Origin of the sequence: Cupriavidus necator A5-1 (assembly GCF_000744095.1) — a bacterium.
GTDB lineage: Bacteria > Pseudomonadota > Gammaproteobacteria > Burkholderiales > Burkholderiaceae > Cupriavidus > Cupriavidus necator_A.
Genome location: NZ_JQLI01000008.1, coordinates 3,379,768 through 3,400,688, shown reverse-complemented (window position 1 = coordinate 3,400,688; position 20,921 = coordinate 3,379,768). Strand labels below are relative to the sequence as shown.

Annotated in this window: 17 protein-coding genes; 16 read left to right on the top strand and 1 reads right to left on the bottom strand. The window is 66.1% G+C overall.

The genetic code is table 11. The features are described from left to right. The first annotated feature begins 35 nt into the window (after positions 1 to 35). From K307_RS39790 to K307_RS39735, 12 genes are all read left to right on the top strand, one after another. Positions 36 to 2,390 (top strand): bifunctional salicylyl-CoA 5-hydroxylase/oxidoreductase, encoded by a 2,355-nt coding sequence (locus K307_RS39790; RefSeq protein ID WP_042886529.1) that lies wholly within the window; start codon positions 36 to 38, stop codon positions 2,388 to 2,390. Further along, the gene (locus K307_RS39785; protein WP_042886528.1) at positions 2,387 to 3,190 is read left to right on the top strand and encodes an SDR family NAD(P)-dependent oxidoreductase; all 804 of its coding nucleotides are present in this window, start codon (positions 2,387 to 2,389) and stop codon (positions 3,188 to 3,190) included. The genes K307_RS39790 and K307_RS39785 overlap by 4 nt, the downstream gene beginning before the upstream one ends. Before the next feature lie 32 nt (positions 3,191 to 3,222). Then, a complete protein-coding gene (locus tag K307_RS39780; protein ID WP_042886526.1) occupies positions 3,223 to 4,074 on the top strand; it encodes an enoyl-CoA hydratase family protein in 852 nt (283 codons plus the stop codon). Between the two features lie 15 nt (positions 4,075 to 4,089). Then, the gene (locus tag K307_RS39775) at positions 4,090 to 5,259 is read left to right on the top strand and encodes an acyl-CoA dehydrogenase family protein (protein ID WP_042886525.1); all 1,170 of its coding nucleotides are present in this window, start codon (positions 4,090 to 4,092) and stop codon (positions 5,257 to 5,259) included. A 70-nt stretch (positions 5,260 to 5,329) separates the two neighbouring features. After that, positions 5,330 to 7,018: an AMP-binding protein gene (locus K307_RS39770; protein ID WP_042886524.1), complete on the top strand. Its 1,689-nt coding sequence runs from the start codon at positions 5,330 to 5,332 to the stop codon at positions 7,016 to 7,018. Further along, positions 7,015 to 7,440 (top strand): acyl-CoA thioesterase, encoded by a 426-nt coding sequence (locus tag K307_RS39765; protein ID WP_022535830.1) that lies wholly within the window; start codon positions 7,015 to 7,017, stop codon positions 7,438 to 7,440. The genes K307_RS39770 and K307_RS39765 overlap by 4 nt, the downstream gene beginning before the upstream one ends. A 47-nt stretch (positions 7,441 to 7,487) precedes the next feature. After that, positions 7,488 to 7,898, top strand: a complete 411-nt coding sequence (locus tag K307_RS39760) for a RidA family protein (protein WP_042886523.1) — start codon at positions 7,488 to 7,490, stop codon at positions 7,896 to 7,898. A 358-nt stretch (positions 7,899 to 8,256) separates the two neighbouring features. Beyond that, positions 8,257 to 9,393 carry a glutamine-hydrolyzing carbamoyl-phosphate synthase small subunit gene (gene carA, locus K307_RS39755; RefSeq protein ID WP_042886522.1) on the top strand — a complete coding sequence of 379 codons (1,137 nt, stop codon included), beginning with the start codon at positions 8,257 to 8,259 and terminating at the stop codon, positions 9,391 to 9,393. Between the two features lie 40 nt (positions 9,394 to 9,433). Beyond that, positions 9,434 to 10,111, top strand: a complete 678-nt coding sequence (gene leuE / locus K307_RS39750; RefSeq protein ID WP_042886520.1) for a leucine efflux protein LeuE — start codon at positions 9,434 to 9,436, stop codon at positions 10,109 to 10,111. Positions 10,112 to 10,208: 97 nt separating this feature from the next. Beyond that, a complete protein-coding gene (carB, locus tag K307_RS39745) occupies positions 10,209 to 13,457 on the top strand; it encodes a carbamoyl-phosphate synthase large subunit (protein ID WP_042886519.1) in 3,249 nt (1,082 codons plus the stop codon). Positions 13,458 to 13,704: 247 nt separating this feature from the next. Beyond that, positions 13,705 to 14,181: a transcription elongation factor GreA gene (gene greA / locus K307_RS39740; RefSeq protein WP_022535825.1), complete on the top strand. Its 477-nt coding sequence runs from the start codon at positions 13,705 to 13,707 to the stop codon at positions 14,179 to 14,181. Positions 14,182 to 14,235: 54 nt separating this feature from the next. Continuing rightward, positions 14,236 to 14,739, top strand: a complete 504-nt coding sequence (locus K307_RS39735; protein WP_042886518.1) for a DUF4149 domain-containing protein — start codon at positions 14,236 to 14,238, stop codon at positions 14,737 to 14,739. Positions 14,740 to 14,824: 85 nt separating this feature from the next. Here K307_RS39735 and K307_RS39730 read toward each other — a convergent pair whose 3' ends face one another. Further along, positions 14,825 to 15,328, bottom strand: a complete 504-nt coding sequence (locus K307_RS39730; RefSeq protein ID WP_042886517.1) for a YhbY family RNA-binding protein — start codon at positions 15,326 to 15,328, stop codon at positions 14,825 to 14,827. A 306-nt stretch (positions 15,329 to 15,634) separates the two neighbouring features. Here K307_RS39730 and K307_RS39725 point away from each other — a divergent pair, with 306 nt between their 5' ends. The 4 genes from K307_RS39725 (at position 15,635) to glmM (ending at position 20,769) form a co-directional block, all read left to right on the top strand. Further along, entirely contained in the window at positions 15,635 to 16,300 is a 666-nt protein-coding gene (locus K307_RS39725) for an RlmE family RNA methyltransferase (RefSeq protein ID WP_042886516.1), read from the top strand. Between the two features lie 151 nt (positions 16,301 to 16,451). Continuing rightward, positions 16,452 to 18,335 carry an ATP-dependent zinc metalloprotease FtsH gene (ftsH, locus tag K307_RS39720; RefSeq protein WP_042886515.1) on the top strand — a complete coding sequence of 628 codons (1,884 nt, stop codon included), beginning with the start codon at positions 16,452 to 16,454 and terminating at the stop codon, positions 18,333 to 18,335. A 136-nt stretch (positions 18,336 to 18,471) separates the two neighbouring features. After that, positions 18,472 to 19,347: a dihydropteroate synthase gene (folP, locus tag K307_RS39715; RefSeq protein WP_042886514.1), complete on the top strand. Its 876-nt coding sequence runs from the start codon at positions 18,472 to 18,474 to the stop codon at positions 19,345 to 19,347. 78 nt (positions 19,348 to 19,425) lie between these two features. Continuing rightward, positions 19,426 to 20,769 (top strand): phosphoglucosamine mutase, encoded by a 1,344-nt coding sequence (gene glmM / locus K307_RS39710; protein WP_042886513.1) that lies wholly within the window; start codon positions 19,426 to 19,428, stop codon positions 20,767 to 20,769. Positions 20,770 to 20,921: the final 152 nt, after the last annotated feature.

Genomic DNA, 20,921 nt, shown 5'->3' with positions numbered 1-20,921 from the left:
TCTACATGGCGGCGCGGCCGGCAGGAGACGAAACGATGCGAGTGATTTGTATTGGCGGCGGCCCGGCCGGACTGTACTTCGGCCTGCTGATGAAACTGCAGGATCCGGACAACGAGGTGATCGTGGTCGAGCGCAACCGGCCCTACGATACCTTCGGCTGGGGCGTGGTGTTTTCCGACGCCACCATGGACAACCTGAAGGAGGCCGATCCGGTCAGCGCTGCCGAGATCAATGCCGCCTTCAACCACTGGGACGACATCGATATCCATATTGCCGGGCGCACCATCCGCTCCGGCGGCCATGGCTTTATCGGCATCGGCCGCAAGCGCCTGCTCAATATCCTGCAGGCCCGCTGCGAAGCGCTGGGCGTCAGGCTGGTGTTCGAGACCGACGTCAGCGACGACCAGGCGCTGGCGATGCAATACCAGGCCGACCTGGTGATCGCCTCAGACGGTCTCAACAGCCGCATCCGCACCCGCTACACGCAGACCTTCCAGCCCGACATCGACACGCGCCAGTGCCGCTTTGTCTGGTTGGGCACGCACAAGCTGTTTGACGCCTTCACCTTTGCCTTTGAGAAGACCGAGCACGGCTGGTTCCAGGCGCATGCCTACCGCTTCGACGACAACACTTCGACCTTTATCGTCGAGGCGCCGGAATCCGTCTGGCGTGCCGCCGGCATCGAGGAGATGAGCCAGGAAGAGGGCGTGGCCTATTGCGAGAAGCTGTTCGCACGCTATCTCGACGGCAACAAGCTGATCACCAATGCGGCGCACCTGCGCGGCTCGGCGATCTGGATCCGCTTCCCGCGCGTGATCTGCCGGCAGTGGGTGCACTGGAACACCTTGCCGGACGGCCGGCGCGTGCCGGTGGTGCTGATGGGCGATGCCGCGCATACCGCGCATTTCTCGATCGGCTCCGGTACCAAGCTGGCGCTGGAAGATGCAATCGACCTGGCGGAGGAGATCCGCGGCAGTGGCCACGACGGCCTGCCCGATGCGCTGGCGCGCTACGAAGCCACGCGCGGCGTTGAGGTGCTGAAGATCCAGAATGCGGCGCGCAACTCGACCGAGTGGTTCGAGAACGTCGAGCGCTATGCGGGCAGCCTGCCGCCAGAGCAGTTCGCCTATTCGCTGCTGACCCGCTCGCAGCGCATCTCGCATGAGAACCTGCGCGTGCGCGATGCCGATTACGTGGCCCAGTTCGAGCACTGGCTGGCGCAACAGGCCGGAGGGCCGCAGCAAAGCCTGCAGCTGCGCGAGCACGAGCTGCTGCCGCCGATGTTCACGCCGTTCCGCCTGCGCGGCGTCACCTTGAAGAACCGCGTGGTGGTGTCGCCGATGGCGATGTACTCATGTACCGACGGCGTGCCGGGCGACTTCCACCTGGTCCACCTGGGCTCGCGCGCGCTGGGCGGTGCTGGCATGGTGGTGGCGGAGATGACCTGCGTGTCGCCCGATGCGCGCATCACGCCGGGCTGCCCGGGTTTGTGGAGTGACGAACAGCGCGACGCCTGGCGGCGCATCGTCGACTTCGTGCATGCCAACAGCGATGCGCGCATTGCCATGCAGATCGGCCACTCGGGCCGCAAGGGGTCGACCCAGCTCGGCTGGGAGGCGATGGACCATCCGCTGCCGGAGGGCAACTGGCCGGTGATCTCGGCCTCGCCGCTGCCCTACCTGCCGGGCGAATCGCAGACGCCGCGCGAGATGACGCGTGCCGACATGGATCGCGTGCGCGCTGACTTCGTGGCCAGCGCACGGCGCGCCGCCGAAGCCGGCTTCGACTGGCTCGAGCTGCACTGCGCGCACGGCTACCTGCTGTCGAGCTTTATCTCGCCGCTGACCAATACGCGTGAAGACGAATACGGCGGCTCGCTGGCGGCGCGGTTGCGCTTTCCGCTGGAAGTGTTCAGGGCGGTGCGTGCGGTGTGGCCTGAAGCCAAGCCCATGTCGGTACGTATCTCCGCGCACGACTGGGTCGAAGGCGGCATCACGCCCGACGATGCGGTGGAAATCGCGCGCGCCTTCAAGGCCGCCGGCGCCGACATGATCGACTGCTCGTCCGGACAGGTCAGCCCCGACCAGGCCCCGGTCTACGGCCGCATGTACCAGACTCCGTTCGCCGACCGTATCCGCAACGAGGCCGGCATTGCCACCATCGCGGTGGGCGCGATCTTCGAGGCCGACCACGTCGACTCGATCATCGCCGCCGGCCGTGCCGACCTGTGCGCGATCGCGCGCCCGCACCTGGCTAACCCGGCCTGGACGCTGCAGGAAGCGGCGCGGATCGGCTACCGCGATATTGCCTGGCCCAAGCAATACCAGGCCGGCAAGCGCCAGCTGGAAACCAATCTCGAACGCGCGGCTGCGCAGGAGAAGCAGGGATGACAGGCAGCACAGCTTCACTGGCCGGGCGCCACGCGCTGGTCACCGGCGGCGGGCGCGGCATCGGCGCCGCGATCGCGCGGCGGCTGCTGGCCGACGGCGCCAGCGTCACGCTGCTCGGCCGTGATGCCGGTACGCTGCAGGCGACGGTGCAGACGCTGCGCGAGCATGCCCCCGCAGGTGCCGTCGTGTCTTTCGTCACCGCCGATATCGCCGATGCCGACAGCGTGGCACGCGCCTTCGCCGCGGCCGCGGAACAGGCCGGTCCCGTGTCGATGCTGGTCAACAACGCGGGCCAGGCCCACAGCGCCCCGTTCCTGAAGACCGATGCCGCGCTGTGGCAGCGCATGCTCGACGTCAACCTGACCGGCACCTTCTTGTGCACGCAGGCAGCACTGCCGGCAATGCTCTACGCCGGCTGGGGCCGCATCGTCAACGTGGCCAGCACGGCGGGGCTGATCGGCTATGGCTACGTCAGCGCGTACTGCGCGGCCAAGCATGGCGTGATCGGCCTGACCCGCGCGCTGGCGCTGGAGACCGCGGCCACGGGCGTCACCGTCAACGCCGTTTGCCCTGGCTATACCGAAACCGATATCGTGCGCGATGCCGTGGCCAATATTGTCGGCAAGACCGGCCGCACTGAAGAGCAGGCGCGCGCCGAACTGGCCGCGCGCAATCCGCAGCGCCGGCTGGTGCAGCCCGAGGAAGTGGCCGACGCCGTGGCCTGGCTGTGCCAGCCGTCCGCCGCCGCGATCACCGGGCAGGCCATCCCGGTGGCCGGCGGCGAGGTGATGGCCGGCTGACAACGACAGAACAAAGACCTGAGAGAGAACCCATGACAGAGATCGCACTCGACATGCGCCACCACAAGCGCAGCTTTGCCGGCTACCAGCCCAAGCACTTCCTGTGGTCGGTGTCGGATGACGGCAAGGTCGGCACCGTGACGCTGAACCGGCCGGAGCGCAAGAACCCGCTGACCTTCGATTCCTATGCCGAGCTGCGCGACCTGTTCCGCGGCCTGTGCTATGCCAGCGATATCAAGGCGGTGGTGGTGACCGGCGCCGGCGGCAACTACTGCTCGGGCGGCGACGTGCACGAGATTATCGGGCCGCTGACGCGCATGACCATGCCGGAGTTGCTCGACTTCACGCGCATGACCGGCGACCTGGTCAAGGCGATGCGCGCCTGCCCGCAGCCGGTGATCAGCGCGGTCGACGGTATCTGTGCCGGCGCGGGCGCGATGATGGCGCTGGCCTCGGATATGCGCTTGGGCACGGCGCAGGCCAAGACCGCTTTCCTGTTCGTGCGCGTCGGCCTGGCCGGCGCCGATATGGGCGCGTGCTCGCTGCTGCCGCGCGTGATCGGGCAGGGGCGTGCCAGCGAGCTGCTCTATACCGGCCGCTCGATGAGCGCGGAGGAGGGCCTGCAGTGGGGGTTCTTCAACGCACTGCATCCGTCCGAGGCGGTGCTGGCGCAGGCGCAGGCATTGGCCGCGCAACTGGCCGCCGGCCCGACCTTCGCTCACGGTGTGACCAAGAAGCTGCTGCACCAGGAATGGAACATGGGACTGGACGAGGCCATCGAGGCCGAGGCCGAAGCCCAGGCCATCTGCATGCAGACGCGCGACTTCCGCCGCGCCTACGAGGCCTTCGTCGCCAAGTCGAAGCCTGTGTTCGAAGGCGACTGAGCCCCGGGGAACTGCATGTCAGACAAGACCTATCTCGACCTGCCGCTGTTCGACGACGCCCACCGCACGCTTGAGCGCGAGCTCGACGCCTGGTGCGCGCAGCACCTGCATGTCGACCACAGCGATACCGACGCCGCCTGCCGCGCGCTGGTGCGCCAGCTCGGCCAAGCCGGCTGGCTGCGCTACTGCGTGCCGGCTGCGCACGGCGGCGCGCTGCCCGCGCTGGATTCGCGCTCGCTGTGCCTGCTGCGCGAAACGCTGGCGCGCCACGATGGACTGGCCGACTTTGCCTTTGCGATGCAGGGGCTGGGCTCGGGCGCGATCTCGTTGGCCGGCAGCGATGCGATCCGTGCGCGCTACCTGCCGCGCGTGGCGCGCGGCGAAGCGATCGCTGCCTTTGCGCTGTCCGAGCCGGATGCCGGTTCCGATGTTGCCGCGATGCAATGCAGCGCGCGGCTGGCGGAAGACGACAGCCACTATGTGATCGACGGCGCCAAGACCTGGATCTCCAACGGCGGCATTGCCGACTTCTATTGCGTGTTCGTGCGCACCGGCGAGGCGCCGGGCGCGCGCGGCATCTCCGCCTTCGTGGTCGATGCCGACACGCCGGGCCTGACCATCGCCGAGCGCATCGACGTGATCGCGCCGCACCCGCTCGCCACGTTGCGTTTCGATAACTGCCGCGTGCCGGTCGGGAACCGCCTCGGCGAAGCGGGGCAGGGCTTCAAGGTGGCGATGATGACGCTCGATATCTTCCGTGCCTCGGTCGCGGCGGCAGCGCTGGGCTTCGGCCGCGCCGCGCTGGACGATGCGCTGGCGCGTGCCTGCGAGCGCCCGATGTTCGGTGGCGTGCTGGCCGACCTGCAGCTGACGCAGGCCGCCATCGGCGACATGGCCACGGCGATCGATTCGGCGGCGCTGCTGACGTACCGCGCCGCATGGCTGCGCGACGTGAAGGGTCAGCGCACCACGCGCGAAGCGGCCATGGCCAAGATGGTGGCCACCGAGAACGCACAGCAGGTGATCGACCGCGCAGTGCAGATGTTCGGCGGGCTCGGGGTCAAGGTCGGCACGCGGGTGGAAAGCCTGTACCGCGAGATCCGCTCGCTGCGCATCTATGAAGGCGCCACCGAAGTGCAAAAGCTGATCATCGCGCGCGAGACACTGGCCGAGCGCAAGGCCTGAACCGCCAGCGCCAGCCACCCAGCGACCAAGAACTGCCGTATCGACACAGAGAGCAGACCGGAGACAAGTCATGGCGACCACAGCCCACCTCGATACCTTCGCCCGCGACCGCCTGCCGCCCCCGGACATGTGGCCGGTGTTCCGCTTCAATGCCGACACCGACTACCCGGAGCGGATGAACAGCGCGGTGGAACTGGTCGACCGCCATGTGCGCGAGGGCCGCGGCGAGCGCATCGCCATCCGCCACCGCCGCGACGGCAAGATAGAGACGATCACCTACGCGCAGCTTGCGGCGATGGTGAGCCGCATCGCCCATGTGCTGGTCGAGGACATGGAGCTGGTGCCGGGCAACCGCGTGCTGCTGCGCGGCCCCAACAACCTGATGATGGCCGCGAGCTGGCTAGCCACGATCAAGGCGGGGCTGATCGCGGTGCCGACCATGCCGCTGCTGCGCGCCAAGGAACTGAAGCAGATCATCGACAAGGCGCAGGTGACCGCCGCGCTGTGCGATGCGCGCCTGCGCGACGACCTCGATGCCAACCAGCGCGCCGGCGGCGAATTCCATTGCCCAAGCCTGGCGCGCGCGCTGTACTTCAACGGCGAAGGCGAGGGCTCGCTGGAAGGCGCGATGACGGGCAAGCCCGATACCTTCGACGCGTGCGATACCGCCAGCGACGATATCTGCCTGATCGCCTTCACCAGCGGCACTACCGGCCAGCCCAAGGGCACCATGCATTTCCACCGCGACGTGCTGGCGATGTGCGACCTGTTCCCGCGCCACGTGCTGCGCCCGCAGCCGGACGATATCTTCTGCGGCACGCCACCGATCGCCTTTACCTTCGGGCTGGGCGGCATGCTGTGTTTCCCGCTGCGCGTCGGCGCCAGCACCGTGCTGGCGGAGAAGCTGACGCCGGAAACGCTGCTCGAACTGATCCACGATTTCCGCGCCACCATCGTCTTCACCGCGCCGACCTTCTACCGCCAGATGGCCGCACTGGCGCCGCGCTTCGACCTCGGCAGCCTGAAGAAGAGCGTGTCGGCCGGCGAGGCGCTGCCCGACGCCACGCGGCAGAGCTGGAAGGCGGCCACCGGCATCGAGATGACCGACGGCATCGGCGGCACGGAGATGATGCATATCTTTATCTCCAGCGCCGGCGCCGAGGTGAAGCCCGGCGCGATCGGGCGCGTGGTGCCCGGCTATGTCGCGCAGATCGTCGACGACAACATGCAGCCGCTGCCGCCCGGACAGGTCGGCAAGCTGGCGGTGCAGGGGCCCACCGGCTGCCGCTACCTGGACGATCCGCGGCAGGCCAACTACGTGAAGGCCGGCTGGAACCTGCCGGGCGACACCTTCGTCGTCGACGAGGACGGCTATTACTTCTACCAGGCGCGCTCGGACGACATGATCATCTCGGCCGGCTACAACATCGCCGGCCCGGAAGTGGAAAGCACACTGATGCAGCACGAGGCGGTGGCCGAATGCGGCGTGGTCGGCGCGCCCGACGACGGGCGCGGCCAGGTGGTGATGGCCTATGTGGTGCTGCGCGAGGGCGTGGCAGCGGACGACGCCACCCGCACCGCGCTGCAGGATTACGTCAAGCGCCAGATTGCGCCCTACAAGTACCCGCGCCGCATCGAGTTCGTGCCGGCGCTGCCGCGCACCGAGACCGGCAAGTTGCAGCGCTTCCGCCTGCGCCAGATGGCGGAGCAGGGCAAGGGCGGCGCTGGCGGTAACAACAACGGCGCGGGGAAGCCATGAGCCACGTCTTCCGCAACACGGTGCTGGTGCGCTTCAAGCACTGCGACGCCGCGGGCATCGTGTTCTACCCGCGCTATTTCGAAATGCTCAACGACCTGATCGAAGACTGGTTCGGCGAGGCACTGGGCTGGCCCTTCGATGCCATGCATGGCGAGGGCCGCGCCGGCGTGCCGACCGCCGAGCTGGAGTGCCGCTTCCTGGCGCCGAGCCGGCTGGGCGAGGTGCTGACGCGCGAGCTGCGCGTGCTGAAGCTGGGCCAGTCCAGTTTTACCCTCGCGATCCGCTTCGCCGGCCCGCATGACGATACCCGCATGGAAGTGACGCAGCGGCTGGTCTGCGTCGATACCGGCTCGATTGCTCCCCAGCCGTTGCCCGATGCCGTGCGCGAGGCCATGTCGGCCTACCTGGTCGATACGGCCTGAATCCCTAATTCCATCCACTCATATAGATATCAACAGGAAGAAGCACCATGAAGATCCTGCAGCCGCCCGACTGGGCCCCCCCGCGTGGCTACGCCAACGGCATGCTGACCGAAATGCAGGTCGGCAGCCGCCTCGTCTTTGTCAGCGGCCAGATCGGCTGGAACGGCAAATGCGAGTTCGAGACCGACGATTTCGGCCTGCAGGTCGCGCAGGCGCTGCGCAACGTGGTAGACGTGCTGGCCGCGGGCGAGGCGCGCCCCGAACATATCATGCGCATGACCTGGTATGTGAAGGACAAGGCGGAATACGTCGGCGCCTATGGGGCGATTGGTGAACATTACCGGGCCATCATCGGCCGGCACTTCCCGGCGATGACCGCGGTCGAGGTGTCGGATCTGGTCGAGCCGCGTGCCAAGGTGGAAATCGAGGTGACAGCCGTAGTGCCCCCGCAGGCTTAGTCGACAGCGAGCGACGGCACTCGGCGGCGACATTTACCGCCGAGTAGCATGCCGGGCGGGGTGGCGACGGCACCCCCGGCGCGCGCAAGTCCTTGAAAACTTGAGAAATTGGGTGGCGCGGGATATAATTCGAAAGTTTCGCTTTCAGAACCCTTCACCCTAGCGCCTACCGCTTTCCACCTTCCGCCGCCCCCATCCGCGCCGCCTTTGCCCGCCGCTTTCAATGTGACGCAAAGAGCATGCTGCGACCGGATCCGACCGCATCGGCGCAATGCCGCTGCCGCCGTTACGGATCCAGCCTGGGAGGCACGAGGCGTCGATTGGTCGGTCCCGGGGTGAGTCCAGCAGGAGCCTACCCGTGTTACCGTCTTTTCCGTCCGCCATTCTCGCGCTAGCAGACGGCACGGTCTTTCGTGGCTATTCCATTGGCGCTTCCGGCCATACCATCGGTGAAGTGGTGTTCAACACCGCCATCACCGGTTACCAGGAAATCCTCACCGACCCGAGTTACTCCCGGCAGATCGTCACGCTGACGTATCCGCATATCGGTAACTACGGGGTCAACCCTGAGGATGTCGAAGCCACGAAAGTCCATGCCGCCGGCCTGATCATCAAGGATCTGCCGATCCTGGCCTCGAACTTCCGCAAGGAGCATACCCTCGCGCACTACCTGAAGCAGGAAAAGGTGGTGGCGATCGCCGGCATCGATACGCGCAAGCTGACGCGTATCCTGCGCGAGAAGGGTGCCCAGAACGGCTGCATCCTGGCCGGCGAAGACAACGTCCAGAAGGCCATCGACCTGGCCCGCTCGTTCCCCGGCCTGGCTGGCATGGACCTGGCCAAGGTGGTTTCGGTCAAGGAACCGTACGAGTGGACCCAGTCCGAATGGAAGCTGGGCGAGGGCTACGGCAAGCAGGATCAGCCGCAGTTCCACGTGGTCGCCTATGACTACGGCGTCAAGTTCAACATCCTGCGCATGCTGGCCGAGCGCGGCTGCAAGGTGACGGTGCTGCCCGCGCAGGCGAGCGCCGCCGACGCGCTGGCGCTGAATCCGGACGGCGTGTTCCTGTCCAACGGCCCCGGCGACCCCGAGCCGTGCGACTACGCCATTGCCGCCACGCGCGAGTTCATCGAGCGCGGCATCCCGACCTTCGGCATCTGTCTGGGCCACCAGATCATGGCCCTGGCGGTCGGCGCCAAGACCCTGAAGATGAAGTTCGGCCACCACGGCGCCAACCATCCGGTCAAGGACCTGGACGATGGCCGCGTGGTGATCACGTCGCAGAACCACGGTTTCGCGGTCGACGCCGACACGCTGCCGTCGAACGTGCGCATAACGCACAAGTCGCTGTTCGACGGTTCGCTGCAGGGTTTCGCGCTGACCGACAAGCCGGCCTTCTGCTTCCAGGGCCACCCGGAAGCGTCGCCCGGCCCGAACGACGTGGCTTACCTGTTCGACCGCTTCATCAAGCTGATGACGGACGCGCGCAAGTAAGCGGGCGCAGGAAGAACAGCGCAGACCTCAGGGACATCTCATGAACGCCTTCATGCATACCGCCATTGGCATCACCGATTTCTGGACCTATGTGCTGGGCACGATCTTTATCGTGCTGCTGCCGGGGCCGAACTCGATGTACGTGCTGTCGGTCGCGGCACAGCGTGGCGTGCGCGCCGGCTACAAGGGCGCCTGCGGGGTGTTCCTGGGCGACTTCGTGCTGATGGTGCTGTCGGCGGCGGGCGTGGCCTCGCTGCTGAAGGCCAGTCCGGCGCTGTTCTACGTGGTGAAGTACATCGGCGCGGCCTACCTGGCGTGGATCGGCTTCAACATGCTGCGCGGCGCGGTGCGCAACTGGGCCGCGCGCGGCGATGCGGCCGCGGCCGCCACCGTGCCGGCGAGCACGGCCGACCAGTCCGACCCGTTCCGCAAGGCGCTGCTGATCAGCCTGCTGAACCCGAAGGCGATCCTGTTCTTCATCTCGTTCTTCATCCAGTTCGTCGACCCGGCCTTCGCTTACCCGGTGCTGTCGTTCGCAGCGCTCGGCGTGGTCTGCCAGTTCTTCAGCTTCGCCTACCTGACCACGATCATCTTCGTGGGCGCGAAGCTGGCGGACGCATTCCGGCGCCGCCGGCGCCTGTCGGCCGGCATGGCGAGCGGGGTGGGCGCAATGTTCATCGGCTTCGGCGCCAAGCTGGCGACCGCCACCATGGGCTGAACGGGCAGTACCAGCTGACATTTTCGAATCCGGACGGATTCCCTGATTACCGGTGCGGCCCGCATGCAAGCGGGCCGGCCAACAAAGAGAGCGTGCAATGCCAAAACGCACAGACATCAAGAGCATCCTGATCATCGGCGCGGGCCCCATCATCATCGGCCAGGCGTGCGAGTTCGACTATTCCGGCGCCCAGGCCTGCAAGGCGCTGCGCGAGGAAGGTTTCAAGGTCATCCTGGTCAACTCCAACCCGGCGACCATCATGACCGATCCCAACACGGCCGATGTGACCTACATCGAGCCGATCACCTGGGAAGTGGTTGAGCGCATCATCGAGAAGGAGCGCCCGGACGCGATCCTGCCGACCATGGGCGGCCAGACCGCGCTGAACTGCGCGCTGGAGCTGCATCGCCACGGCGTGCTGGACAAGTACAAGGTCGAGCTGATCGGTGCGTCGCCCGAGGCCATCGACAAGGCCGAGGACCGCCAGAAGTTCAAGGACGCCATGACCAAGATCGGTCTGGGTTCGGCCAAGTCGGGCATCGCCCACTCGATGGACGAAGCCATGGCCGTGCAGTCGCGCATTGCCCAGGAAACCGGCTCCGGCGGCTACCCGATCGTGATCCGCCCGTCGTTCACGCTGGGCGGCAGCGGCGGTGGCATCGCCTACAACCGCGAAGAGTTCGAAGAGATCTGCAAGCGCGGCCTGGACCTGTCGCCGACGCGCGAGCTGCTGATCGAAGAGTCGCTGCTGGGCTGGAAAGAGTATGAGATGGAAGTGGTCCGCGACAAGAAGGACAACTGCATCATCATCTGCTCGATCGAGAACCTGGACCCGATGGGCATCCACACCGGCGACTCGATCACCGTGGCCCCGGCCCAGACCCTGACCGACAAGGAATACCAGATCCTGCGCAACGCATCGCTGGCCGTGCTGCGCGAGATCGGCGTGGACACCGGCGGCTCCAACGTGCAGTTCTCGATCAACCCGAAGGACGGTCGCATGATCGTCATCGAGATGAACCCGCGCGTGTCGCGTTCGTCGGCTCTGGCCTCCAAGGCCACCGGCTTCCCGATCGCCAAGGTCGCGGCCAAGCTGGCCGTGGGCTACACGCTGGACGAGCTGAAGAACGAGATTACCGGCGGCGCGACCCCGGCTTCGTTCGAGCCGTCGATCGACTACGTGGTCACCAAGGTGCCGCGTTTCGCCTTCGAGAAATTTCCGCAGGCCGACAGCCACCTCACCACCCAGATGAAGTCGGTGGGCGAGGTGATGGCCATGGGCCGCACCTTCCAGGAATCGTTCCAGAAGGCCCTGCGCGGCCTGGAAGTGGGCGTGGACGGCCTGGACGAGAAGTCCACCGACCGCGACGAGATCGTCGAGGAGATCGGTGAAGCCGGTCCGGACCGCATCTGGTACGTGGGCGATGCGTTCCGCCTGGGCATGTCGCTGGAAGAGGTCTATGCCGAGACCGACATCGACCCCTGGTTCCTGGCCCAGATCGAAGACATCATCAAGACCGAAGGCCTGGTCAAGACGCGCACGCTGGACAGCCTGTCGACCGCCGAGCTGCGTTTCCTGAAGCAGAAGGGCTTCTCCGACCGCCGCCTGGCCAAGCTGCTGAAGACCGACGCCAAGGCCGTGCGCGAAGCGCGCATCGCCCAGAACGTGCGCCCGGTCTACAAGCGCGTGGACACCTGCGCGGCCGAGTTTGCCACCAACACCGCCTACATGTACTCGACCTACGAGGCCGAGCATGGCGAGTGCGAGGCGCTGCCGACCGACAAGAAGAAGATCATGGTGCTGGGCGGCGGCCCGAACCGGATCGGCCAGGGCATCGAGTTCGATTACTGCTGCGTGCACGCTGCGCTGGCGCTGCGCGAAGACGGGTACGAGACCATCATGGTCAACTGCAACCCGGAAACCGTGTCGACCGACTATGACACCTCGGACCGCCTGTACTTCGAGCCGCTGACGCTGGAAGACGTGCTGGAAATCGTCGACAAGGAAAAGCCGGTCGGCGTGATCGTGCAGTATGGCGGCCAGACCCCGCTGAAGCTGGCGCTGGACCTGGAAGCCAACGGCGTACCCATCATCGGCACCAGCCCCGACATGATCGACGCGGCCGAAGACCGCGAGCGCTTCCAGAAGCTGCTGCAGGAGCTGGGCCTGCGCCAGCCGCCCAACCGCACCGCGCGTGCCGAGGACGAAGCGCTGCGCCTGGCCGAAGAGATCGGCTACCCGCTGGTGGTGCGCCCGTCGTACGTGCTGGGCGGCCGCGCGATGGAAATCGTGCACGAGCCGCGCGACCTCGAGCGCTACATGCGCGAGGCCGTCAAGGTGTCGAACGACTCCCCGGTGCTGCTGGACCGCTTCCTCAACGACGCTATCGAGTGCGACGTCGACGCCTTGAGCGACGGCAAGCGCGTGTTTATCGGCGGCGTGATGGAGCATATCGAGCAGGCTGGCGTGCACTCGGGCGACTCCGCCTGCTCGCTGCCGCCGTACTCGCTGTCGGCCGAGACCGTGGCTGAACTGAAGCGCCAGACGGCCGCCATGGCCAAGGCCCTGAACGTGGTCGGCCTGATGAATGTGCAGTTCGCGATCCAGCAGAACAACGGCGTCGATACCGTCTACGTGCTGGAAGTGAACCCGCGCGCCTCGCGCACCGTGCCGTACGTGTCCAAGGCCACCGGCCTGTCGCTGGCCAAGATCGCCGCGCGCTGCATGGCCGGCCAGTCGCTGGACGAGCAGGGTATCGGCGACGAGGTCATCCCGCCGTACTACAGCGTCAAGGAAGCGGTGTTCCCGTTCAACAAGTTCCCCGGCGTCGACCCGGTGCTCGGACCTGAAATGCGTTCGACCGGCGAGGTGATGGGCGTGGGCAAGGCGTTCGGCGAAGCACTGTTCAAGAGCCAGCTGGCCGCGGGTTCGCGCCTGCCGGAGAAGGGCACCGTGCTGATCACCGTGAAGGACAGCGACAAGCCGCGCGCCGTCGGCGTGGCCCGCATGCTGCACGACATGGGCTACCCGATCGTCGCCACCCGCGGTACCGCGTCGGCCATCGAGGCCGCCGGCATCCCGGTCAAGACGGTCAACAAGGTCAAGGACGGCCGTCCGCATATCGTGGACATGATCAAGAACGGCGAACTGGCGCTGGTGTTCACCACGGTGGACGAAACCCGCACCGCAATCGCCGATTCGCGCTCGATCCGTACCTCGGCGCTGGCCAACCGCGTGCCGTACTACACCACCATCGCCGGTGCTCGCGCCGCGGTGGAGGGGCTGAAGCATATGCAGAGCCTGGAGGTCTATGACCTGCAGGGGCTGCACGCTTCGCTGGCCTGAGGATTTTTCCAGGTAAGGCAGGCGGCACATCGCCACCGGCCGGGCGCTTGCGCCCGGTCAGATGTCGGAAGCCCGCCGGAGTTGATGCCGGCGGGCTTCTTGGCCTAAACTACGTCAAATTCGTCGATCGAACCGGCGTGCCCGCGTTCGATCCTGTCTGAAAGCCGCGGTTGAGCGGAAGTGCCCTGGCAGTATTGCCGGGGATGGCTCCAGCTCCGCTGCGGCTCATTTTTTTGTTGAACGAGACATGAGCACCATTCCGATTACCAAGCGTGGCGCCGAGCTCCTGAAGGAAGAGCTCCAGCGCCTCAAGGCTGTCGAGCGTCCGGCGGTGATCAATGCCATTTCGGAAGCCCGCGCCCAGGGCGATCTCTCGGAAAATGCCGAGTACGACGCCGCCAAGGAAAAGCAGGCCTTTATCGAGGGTCGCATTCTGGAAGTGGAGTCGAAGCTCTCCGCTGCGCAGGTCATCGACCCGACCCAGCTCGACACCGACGGCCGCATCGTCTTTGGCGCCACCGTTGACCTGGAAGATCTCGAGTCGGGCAGGCCCGTCAGCTACCAGATCGTGGGCGATGACGAGGCCGACCTCGACACCGGCAAGATCTCGGTCAGTTCGCCGATCGCGCGTGCGCTGATCGGCAAGTTCGAAGGCGACGTCGCGACCGTGCTGGCCCCTGGCGGCGAGCGCGAGTACGAAGTCATTACTGTCCGCTATATCTGACGCCGGTCCGGCCGGCTCGCTTCGCGCTTGCCTGGCCACCGGAAAGACCGGCTCGTGTTCTCATCTTCCTATAACAGCCTGCCACCGCTGCCGCACCGCATCTTCCTGCTGCTGACGGTGGTATGGGCGGGCAGCCTCTGGACGGTCGGCTACATGGTGGCGCCGATCCTGTTTGCCGTGCTGCCCAGCCGCGAGATGGCGGGCATGATTGCCGGTCACCTGTTCCATACCGAGGCCATCGTCGGCGTCACCATCGGCGTGCTGCAGCTGGTGCTGTGCAACGTGATGATCCGGCGCGGCGCCAATCGCTACCGCGCGCTGCGCTGGCTGGTGCTGGGCATGCTGTGCTGCGTACTGGTCGGCTACTTCGGCACCCAGCCGTTCATGGGCAGCCTGAAGGAAAAGGCGCAGGCGCTGGGCGTCGGGGTCTCGGAATCGCCTTACAAGTCGCAATTCGGCATGCTGCACGGCGTGTCGAGCGCCTTCTACCTGGTGCAGAGCCTGCTGGCGCTGGTGCTGGTGTGGCGCGCTTCGGCGCCGCGTTCGGCCGGGGAGTGAACCCGGCCTGTCGGCACGGCCACGTGGTGGCGCGCCGCATCAGGGCCGCCGGGCGGCGGACCTGTCCTGCATGGGCTGGGGGTGATCAGCCCAGCGCCTTCTTCTTCTGGCTGGTCGGGCGTGCGCGCGAACGCTTCACATTGCCGCCGGCGGTAACGCGCTCGTTGCCGAGCACCGTGACTTCCTTGCGGGTCGGGCGGCGGTTCGGCGCGGCGCTGGGCTTCTTGACCGTCACCGTGCGCGGGGCGGCGCCACCACGACGGACTGGCGCGTGGCGGCCCAGGTCGTCCGGCTGGTTTTCCTTCAGGCGCGCTTCGCCCGGGCGCCAGATCACCAGCAGCTTGCCGATATGCTGGATCGGCGCGGCGCTCAGCGCGTCGCAGATCTCTTCGTAGATGGCGACGCGGGCTTCGCGGTCGTCGCCGAACACGCGGATCTTGATCAGGTCATGGGCAGCCAGGCTGCGGTCGATCTCGGCGAGCACGTTGCGGGTCAGGCCTTCGGCGCCGATCATCACGACCGGATTCAGGGCATGGGCACGGGAGCGCAGGTCGGAGCGCTGGGCAGGGACTAGTTGTAGAGCGGGCATAGGTTGGCGCTGATGTTATTAGGCGCTTGAAATAGGGATAGAGCGCTGAGGCGCTGGAAATCTGGCGCTGCAGCCCGCGCTGGCAGTCATGAACACGGCGGCCGGGCAAGGGCAGGCTTCCGACGGCCGCCCGGGGGCGGCAAACCGGCGGGGCCCAGGGGGCTCGCCGGCGGTCGGGATGCGGATTGGCGCGTATTATCCGTCAATCCGGCACTGTCGGGCGGCAAAATCATCAAAACAGTAGAAAAACCTTCGGCGCGCGGCGTTGGCAGGCAACGGGGGCAGGGAACAGGGCTGGTATTAGGCATGGCAAAAAACAAGTTCAACCATTCGTGGCTGCACGACCACATTAACGATCCGTACGTAAAGATGGCGCAGCGCGAGGGCTACCGGGCCCGCGCGGCGTACAAGCTCAAGGAGATCGACGAGCAGGACAAGCTGATCCGGCCGGGGCAGGTGATCGTCGACCTGGGCGCGGCGCCGGGCAGCTGGAGCCAGTACGCGCGCAACAAGCTGGCGGCATCGCCGCGGGCCAAGGACGGCAAAATCGACGGCGCCGTGGTCGCGATCGACCTGTTGCCGATGGAGGCCGTCGCCGACGTCACTTTTATCCAGGGTGATTTTCGCGAGGAGGCGGTTTTCCGCCAGCTGGAAAGTGTAGTGCTGGACGCCTCCGGCGGCGACAAGATCGACCTTGTTTTGTCCGACATGGCCCCCAACTTGTCGGGTGTAGCCTCCGCCGATTCGGCCCGGATCGAGTATTTGTGCGACCTGGCCCTGGAATTTGCGCAGGCCCATCTGAAGCCGGAAGGGGCATTGCTGGTAAAGTGTTTCCACGGGAGCGGCTACAGCCAGATCGTGGAAAAGTTCAAGCGGCAGTTCAAAGTGGTCGCGAAGCGCAAGCCCAAGGCGTCGCGCGACAAGTCCTCAGAGACTTTTATCCTTGGGCGCTATCTGAAGACGGTGGATTGACCGATCCCGATCGAGGTCAGGGCGAAATAAAAAGGGGAAAGTGCCCCACCCGCTGCTATCGGCGTCATAGTTTCGCTGTTTCCCCCCGAGGGCGGGCGCTGCATTACAATGCAGCTATCCGTTGGCAAGGCAATTGCAAAGGAGTTCGGCCTTGAATAACAACCTGTTTCAAAAGGCGGCAATCTGGCTCGTGATCGCGCTGGTTTTGTTTACCGTCTTCAAGCAGTTCGACAAGCCCCGTGCGCAGGACAGCGTCACCTATTCGCAGTTCATGGATGACGCCAAGAACGGCAAGGTGTCGCGTGTCGACGTGCAGGGCCGCAACCTGGTGGTCTCGCCTAAGGAAGGCGCCAAGTACACCATCATCTCGCCGGGCGACATCTGGATGGTCGGCGACCTGATGAAGTACGGCGTCCAGGTGACCGGCAAGGCGGACGACGAACCCAACGTGCTGGTCCAGGCCCTGTATTACCTCGGGCCGACCCTGCTGATCATCGTGTTCTGGTTCTACATGATGCGCCAGATGCAGGGGGGCGGCAAAGGCGGCGCTTTCTCATTCGGCAAGTCGCGTGCGCGCCTGATCGACGAGAACCAGAACGCCGTCACGTTCCAGGACGTGGCCGGCTGCGACGAGTCCAAGGAAGAAGTGGTCGAGCTGGTCGACTTCCTGAAGGACCCGCAGAAATTCCAGAAGCTGGGCGGCCGCATCCCGCGCGGCGTGCTGCTGGTCGGCCCTCCGGGTACCGGCAAGACGCTGCTGGCGCGCGCCATCGCCGGCGAGGCCAAGGTGCCGTTCTTCAGCATCTCGGGTTCCGACTTCGTGGAAATGTTCGTCGGCGTGGGCGCGGCCCGTGTCCGCGACATGTTCGAGAACGCCAAGAAGCAGGCCCCGTGCATTGTGTTCATCGATGAAATCGACGCGGTCGGCCGCCATCGTGGCGCCGGCATGGGCGGCGGCAACGACGAGCGCGAGCAGACCCTGAACCAGATGCTGGTCGAGATGGACGGCTTCGAGGCCAACTCGGGCGTGATCGTGATCGCCGCGACCAACCGTGCCGACGTGCTGGACAAGGCGCTGCTGCGTCCGGGCCGTTTCGACCGCCAGGTCTACGTGGGCCTGCCGGACATCCGCGGCCGCGAGCAGATCCTGAAGGTCCATATGCGCAAGGTGCCGATCGGCAACGACGTCGACGCCTCGGTGATCGCGCGCGGTACCCCGGGCTTCTCGGGCGCCGACCTGGCCAACCTGGTCAACGAGGCCGCGCTGTTTGCCGCCCGCCGCAGCAAGCGCGTGGTCGACATGCAGGACTTCGAGGACGCCAAGGACAAGATCTACATGGGTCCGGAGCGCAAGTCGACGGTCATGCGCGAAGAAGAGCGCCGGGCCACGGCTTACCACGAGTCCGGCCATGCAGTGGTGGCCAAGCTGCTGCCCAAGGCCGACCCGGTGCACAAGGTCACCATCATGCCGCGTGGCTGGGCACTGGGCGTGACCTGGCAGCTGCCGGAGCATGATAAGTATTCGAAGTACAAGGACAGCATGCTGGAAGAGGTCGCGATCCTCTTCGGCGGCCGGGCGGCGGAAGAGGTCTTCCTCAACGCCATGAGCACCGGTGCGTCCAACGACTTCGAGCGCGCCACCAAGATCGCCCGCGATATGGTGACCCGCTTCGGCATGAGCGATTCGCTCGGCGCCATGGTCTACGTGGATACCGAGCAGGATGGCATGTTCGGCAAGCTGTCGTCCAAGACCGTGTCGGAAGCCACGCAGCAGAAGGTCGACGCCGAGATCCGCCGCATCATCGACGAGCAATATGCGCTGGCCAAGCGCCTGCTCGAAGAGAACCGCGACAAGGTCGAGGCCATGACCAACGCGCTGATGGAGTGGGAAACCATCGATGCCGACCAGGTCAACGACATCATGGCCGGCAAGCCGCCGCGTCCGCCGCGCAGCGCGTCGGGCCCGAACGGTGGCGGCAGCACGCCTTCGGGCGGTTCGCCGGTGGCGCCGACCAACGCGCCTGCCACGGCCTGATCCCCCAGACTTCGTCTGGCTGACGACGTAGTGGTGGAGGCTGTGTAGTGGCTGTATCCGAAGCCGGTGCTTGGTGCACCGGCTTTTCCTTTTGCGCGACGGGTTCGCGCACAGACTTTCCTCAAGTATTCCGACCTTGCAGCAGACTCTTCAGACCCGGTACTTCCAGTGCGGACGTTTCCGCTTTGCGCTGGACCAGCGCCCGCTGGTGATGGGCATTCTCAATGTCACGCCCGATTCGTTCTCCGATGGCGGCCAGCACGCCAGCCGCGATGCGGCGCTGCGCCATGCCGAGCAGATGATCGCGGAGGGCGTGGACATTATCGATATTGGCGGCGAGTCCAGCCGCCCGGGCTCGGCCGCGCTGCCGCTGGAAGACGAACTGGCCCGCGTGATCCCCATGGTCGAAGCGCTGCGCGACTGCGGCAAGCCGCTATCGATCGACACCTACAAGCCCGAGGTCATGCGCACCGCGCTTGCGGCCGGAGCCGATCTCATCAACGATATCTGGGGTTTCCGCATGCCGGGCGCGGTCGAGGCCCTGGCGGCGCCGGAAGCCGGCCAGGCCGGCCTGTGCGTGATGCACATGCAGCGCGATCCGCAGACCATGCAGGAAGACCCGCACTATGACGACGTGGTCGCCGAGGTGGCCGAGTTCCTGGCCGAACGCATCGCCGCGCTGCGCGCTGCCGGTATCGACGACGCCCGACTATCCCTCGATCCGGGGTTTGGCTTCGGCAAGACGCCCGATCATAATCTGCGCCTGCTCAGGCAACTGCCGCGGCTGGCGCTGGAGGGCCTGCCGGTGCTGGCGGGCATCTCGCGCAAATCCACGCTGGGTGCGATCCTCGGCGGGCGCCCGCCGCAACAACGGATCGCGGCCAGCATTGCCGCGGCGGTGTGTGCGGTAGAGCGCGGTGCATTTATCGTGCGCGTGCATGATGTCGGGCAGACGGTGGATGCCGTCAAGACCTGGTGGGCGGTGCGCAACGAAGCCGTCGGCGGGGCCTGAGGCGCGTCGCCGGGAAGTGCAGGGCAGAGCGCCAGAGAGCGTCTGACGGAGCAACGAACAGAGAAAGGGAATCAGCGAATGACACGCAAGTACTTTGGGACGGATGGCATACGGGGCAGGGTTGGCGAGGCGCCGATCACGCCGGACTTCGTGATGCGCCTGGGCCATGCCGCCGGCAAGGTGCTGGCCCACGGGGCCAAGACCGGACAGGGTCGCCCGACCGTGCTGATCGGCAAGGACACGCGCATTTCCGGCTATATGCTGGAAGCGGCGCTGGAAGCCGGCTTCACCTCGGCCGGCGTGCATGTGCTGCTGACCGGGCCGCTGCCCACGCCCGGCATCGCCTACCTGACACGCGCGCTGCGGCTGTCCGCCGGTGTAGTGATCTCTGCCAGCCACAATCCCTACTACGACAACGGCATCAAGTTCTTCTCCGCCGATGGCGACAAGCTGCCCGATGAGGTCGAGGCCGAAATCGAGGCCGCCATGGAGGAGCCGATGGTTTGCGCGCCGTCCGAGGAACTGGGCCGCGCGCGCCGTATCAACGATGCCCCCGGCCGCTATATCGAATTCTGCAAGAGCACTTTCCCGCACGAGCAGGACCTGCACGGGCTCAAGCTGGTGGTCGACTGCGCCCACGGCGCGGCCTACCACATCGCCCCGCACGTGTTCCATGAACTGGGCGCCGATGTCGTTTCCATCGGCAACCAGCCGGACGGTCGCAATATCAACGACGGCTACGGTGCCACCGCGCCGGCCAAGCTGATCGAGGCGGTCAGGGCCAACGGCGCGGACCTGGGCCTGGCCTTCGACGGCGACGCCGACCGGCTGCAAGTGGTGGACGCGAGCGGACGCCTCTACAACGGCGACGAACTTCTGTACCTGATCGTGCGCGACCGCCAGGCCGTTGGCCAGTCGGTGCCGGGCGCCGTCGGCACGCTGATGACCAATATGGCGGTGGAACTGGCGCTCAAGCGCCAGGGCGTCGAGTTCGTGCGCGCCAAGGTGGGCGACCGTTATGTGCTGGAAGAGCTGAACAAGCGCAAGTGGACGCTGGGCGGCGAGGGTTCCGGCCACCTGCTGTGCCTGGACCGGCACAGCACCGGCGACGGTATTGTGTCGGCGCTCCAGGTGCTGGCGGCGCTGCGCCGCAGCGGCAAGACGCTGGCGCAGCTGCTGGAAGGCGTGGACTTGTTCCCGCAAACGCTGATCAACGTGCGCGTGCAGAAGGGCTTCGACTGGCAATCGCATGCCGGCCTGCAAGCCGCGCGCGCAACCATCGAGCCGCAGCTGGAAGGCCGCGGCCGGGTGCTGATTCGCGCTTCGGGCACGGAGCCGGTGGTGCGCGTGATGGTCGAGGCCGAACAGGCCGAGATGGCCGAGCGCGCAGCCAAAACCCTGGCAGACGCGCTCGGCGCCTGATACGCCGCATCCTCACGTAGAACGCCGGGGTCAGCCTCGGCGTTTTTTTACACCAGAACGCAATTAACCGCCGTCACATTTCGAGGCCGTGACAACACGATGGCAACCGTGATCCCTTGCTGGCAGCGGGTTTCAAGAAGATTTAAAGATGT

Excerpts from the sequence above, each read along its gene's own strand:
- K307_RS39785 (WP_042886528.1), top strand. The coding sequence starts at position 2,387 with ATGACAGGCAGCACAGCTTCACTGGCCGGGCGCCACGCGCTGGTCACC.
- greA (WP_022535825.1), top strand. The coding sequence starts at position 13,705 with ATGAGCACCATTCCGATTACCAAGCGTGGCGCCGAGCTCCTGAAGGAA.
- K307_RS39725 (WP_042886516.1), top strand. The coding sequence starts at position 15,635 with ATGGCAAAAAACAAGTTCAACCATTCGTGGCTGCACGACCACATTAAC.
- K307_RS39760 (WP_042886523.1), top strand. The coding sequence starts at position 7,488 with ATGAAGATCCTGCAGCCGCCCGACTGGGCCCCCCCGCGTGGCTACGCC.
- K307_RS39765 (WP_022535830.1), top strand. The coding sequence starts at position 7,015 with ATGAGCCACGTCTTCCGCAACACGGTGCTGGTGCGCTTCAAGCACTGC.
- glmM (WP_042886513.1), top strand. The coding sequence starts at position 19,426 with ATGACACGCAAGTACTTTGGGACGGATGGCATACGGGGCAGGGTTGGC.
- K307_RS39780 (WP_042886526.1), top strand. The coding sequence starts at position 3,223 with ATGACAGAGATCGCACTCGACATGCGCCACCACAAGCGCAGCTTTGCC.
- leuE (WP_042886520.1), top strand. The coding sequence starts at position 9,434 with ATGAACGCCTTCATGCATACCGCCATTGGCATCACCGATTTCTGGACC.
- K307_RS39775 (WP_042886525.1), top strand. The coding sequence starts at position 4,090 with ATGTCAGACAAGACCTATCTCGACCTGCCGCTGTTCGACGACGCCCAC.
- K307_RS39770 (WP_042886524.1), top strand. The coding sequence starts at position 5,330 with ATGGCGACCACAGCCCACCTCGATACCTTCGCCCGCGACCGCCTGCCG.
- K307_RS39730 (WP_042886517.1), bottom strand. The coding sequence starts at position 15,328 with ATGCCCGCTCTACAACTAGTCCCTGCCCAGCGCTCCGACCTGCGCTCC.
- carB (WP_042886519.1), top strand. The coding sequence starts at position 10,209 with ATGCCAAAACGCACAGACATCAAGAGCATCCTGATCATCGGCGCGGGC.
- K307_RS39790 (WP_042886529.1), top strand. The coding sequence starts at position 36 with ATGCGAGTGATTTGTATTGGCGGCGGCCCGGCCGGACTGTACTTCGGC.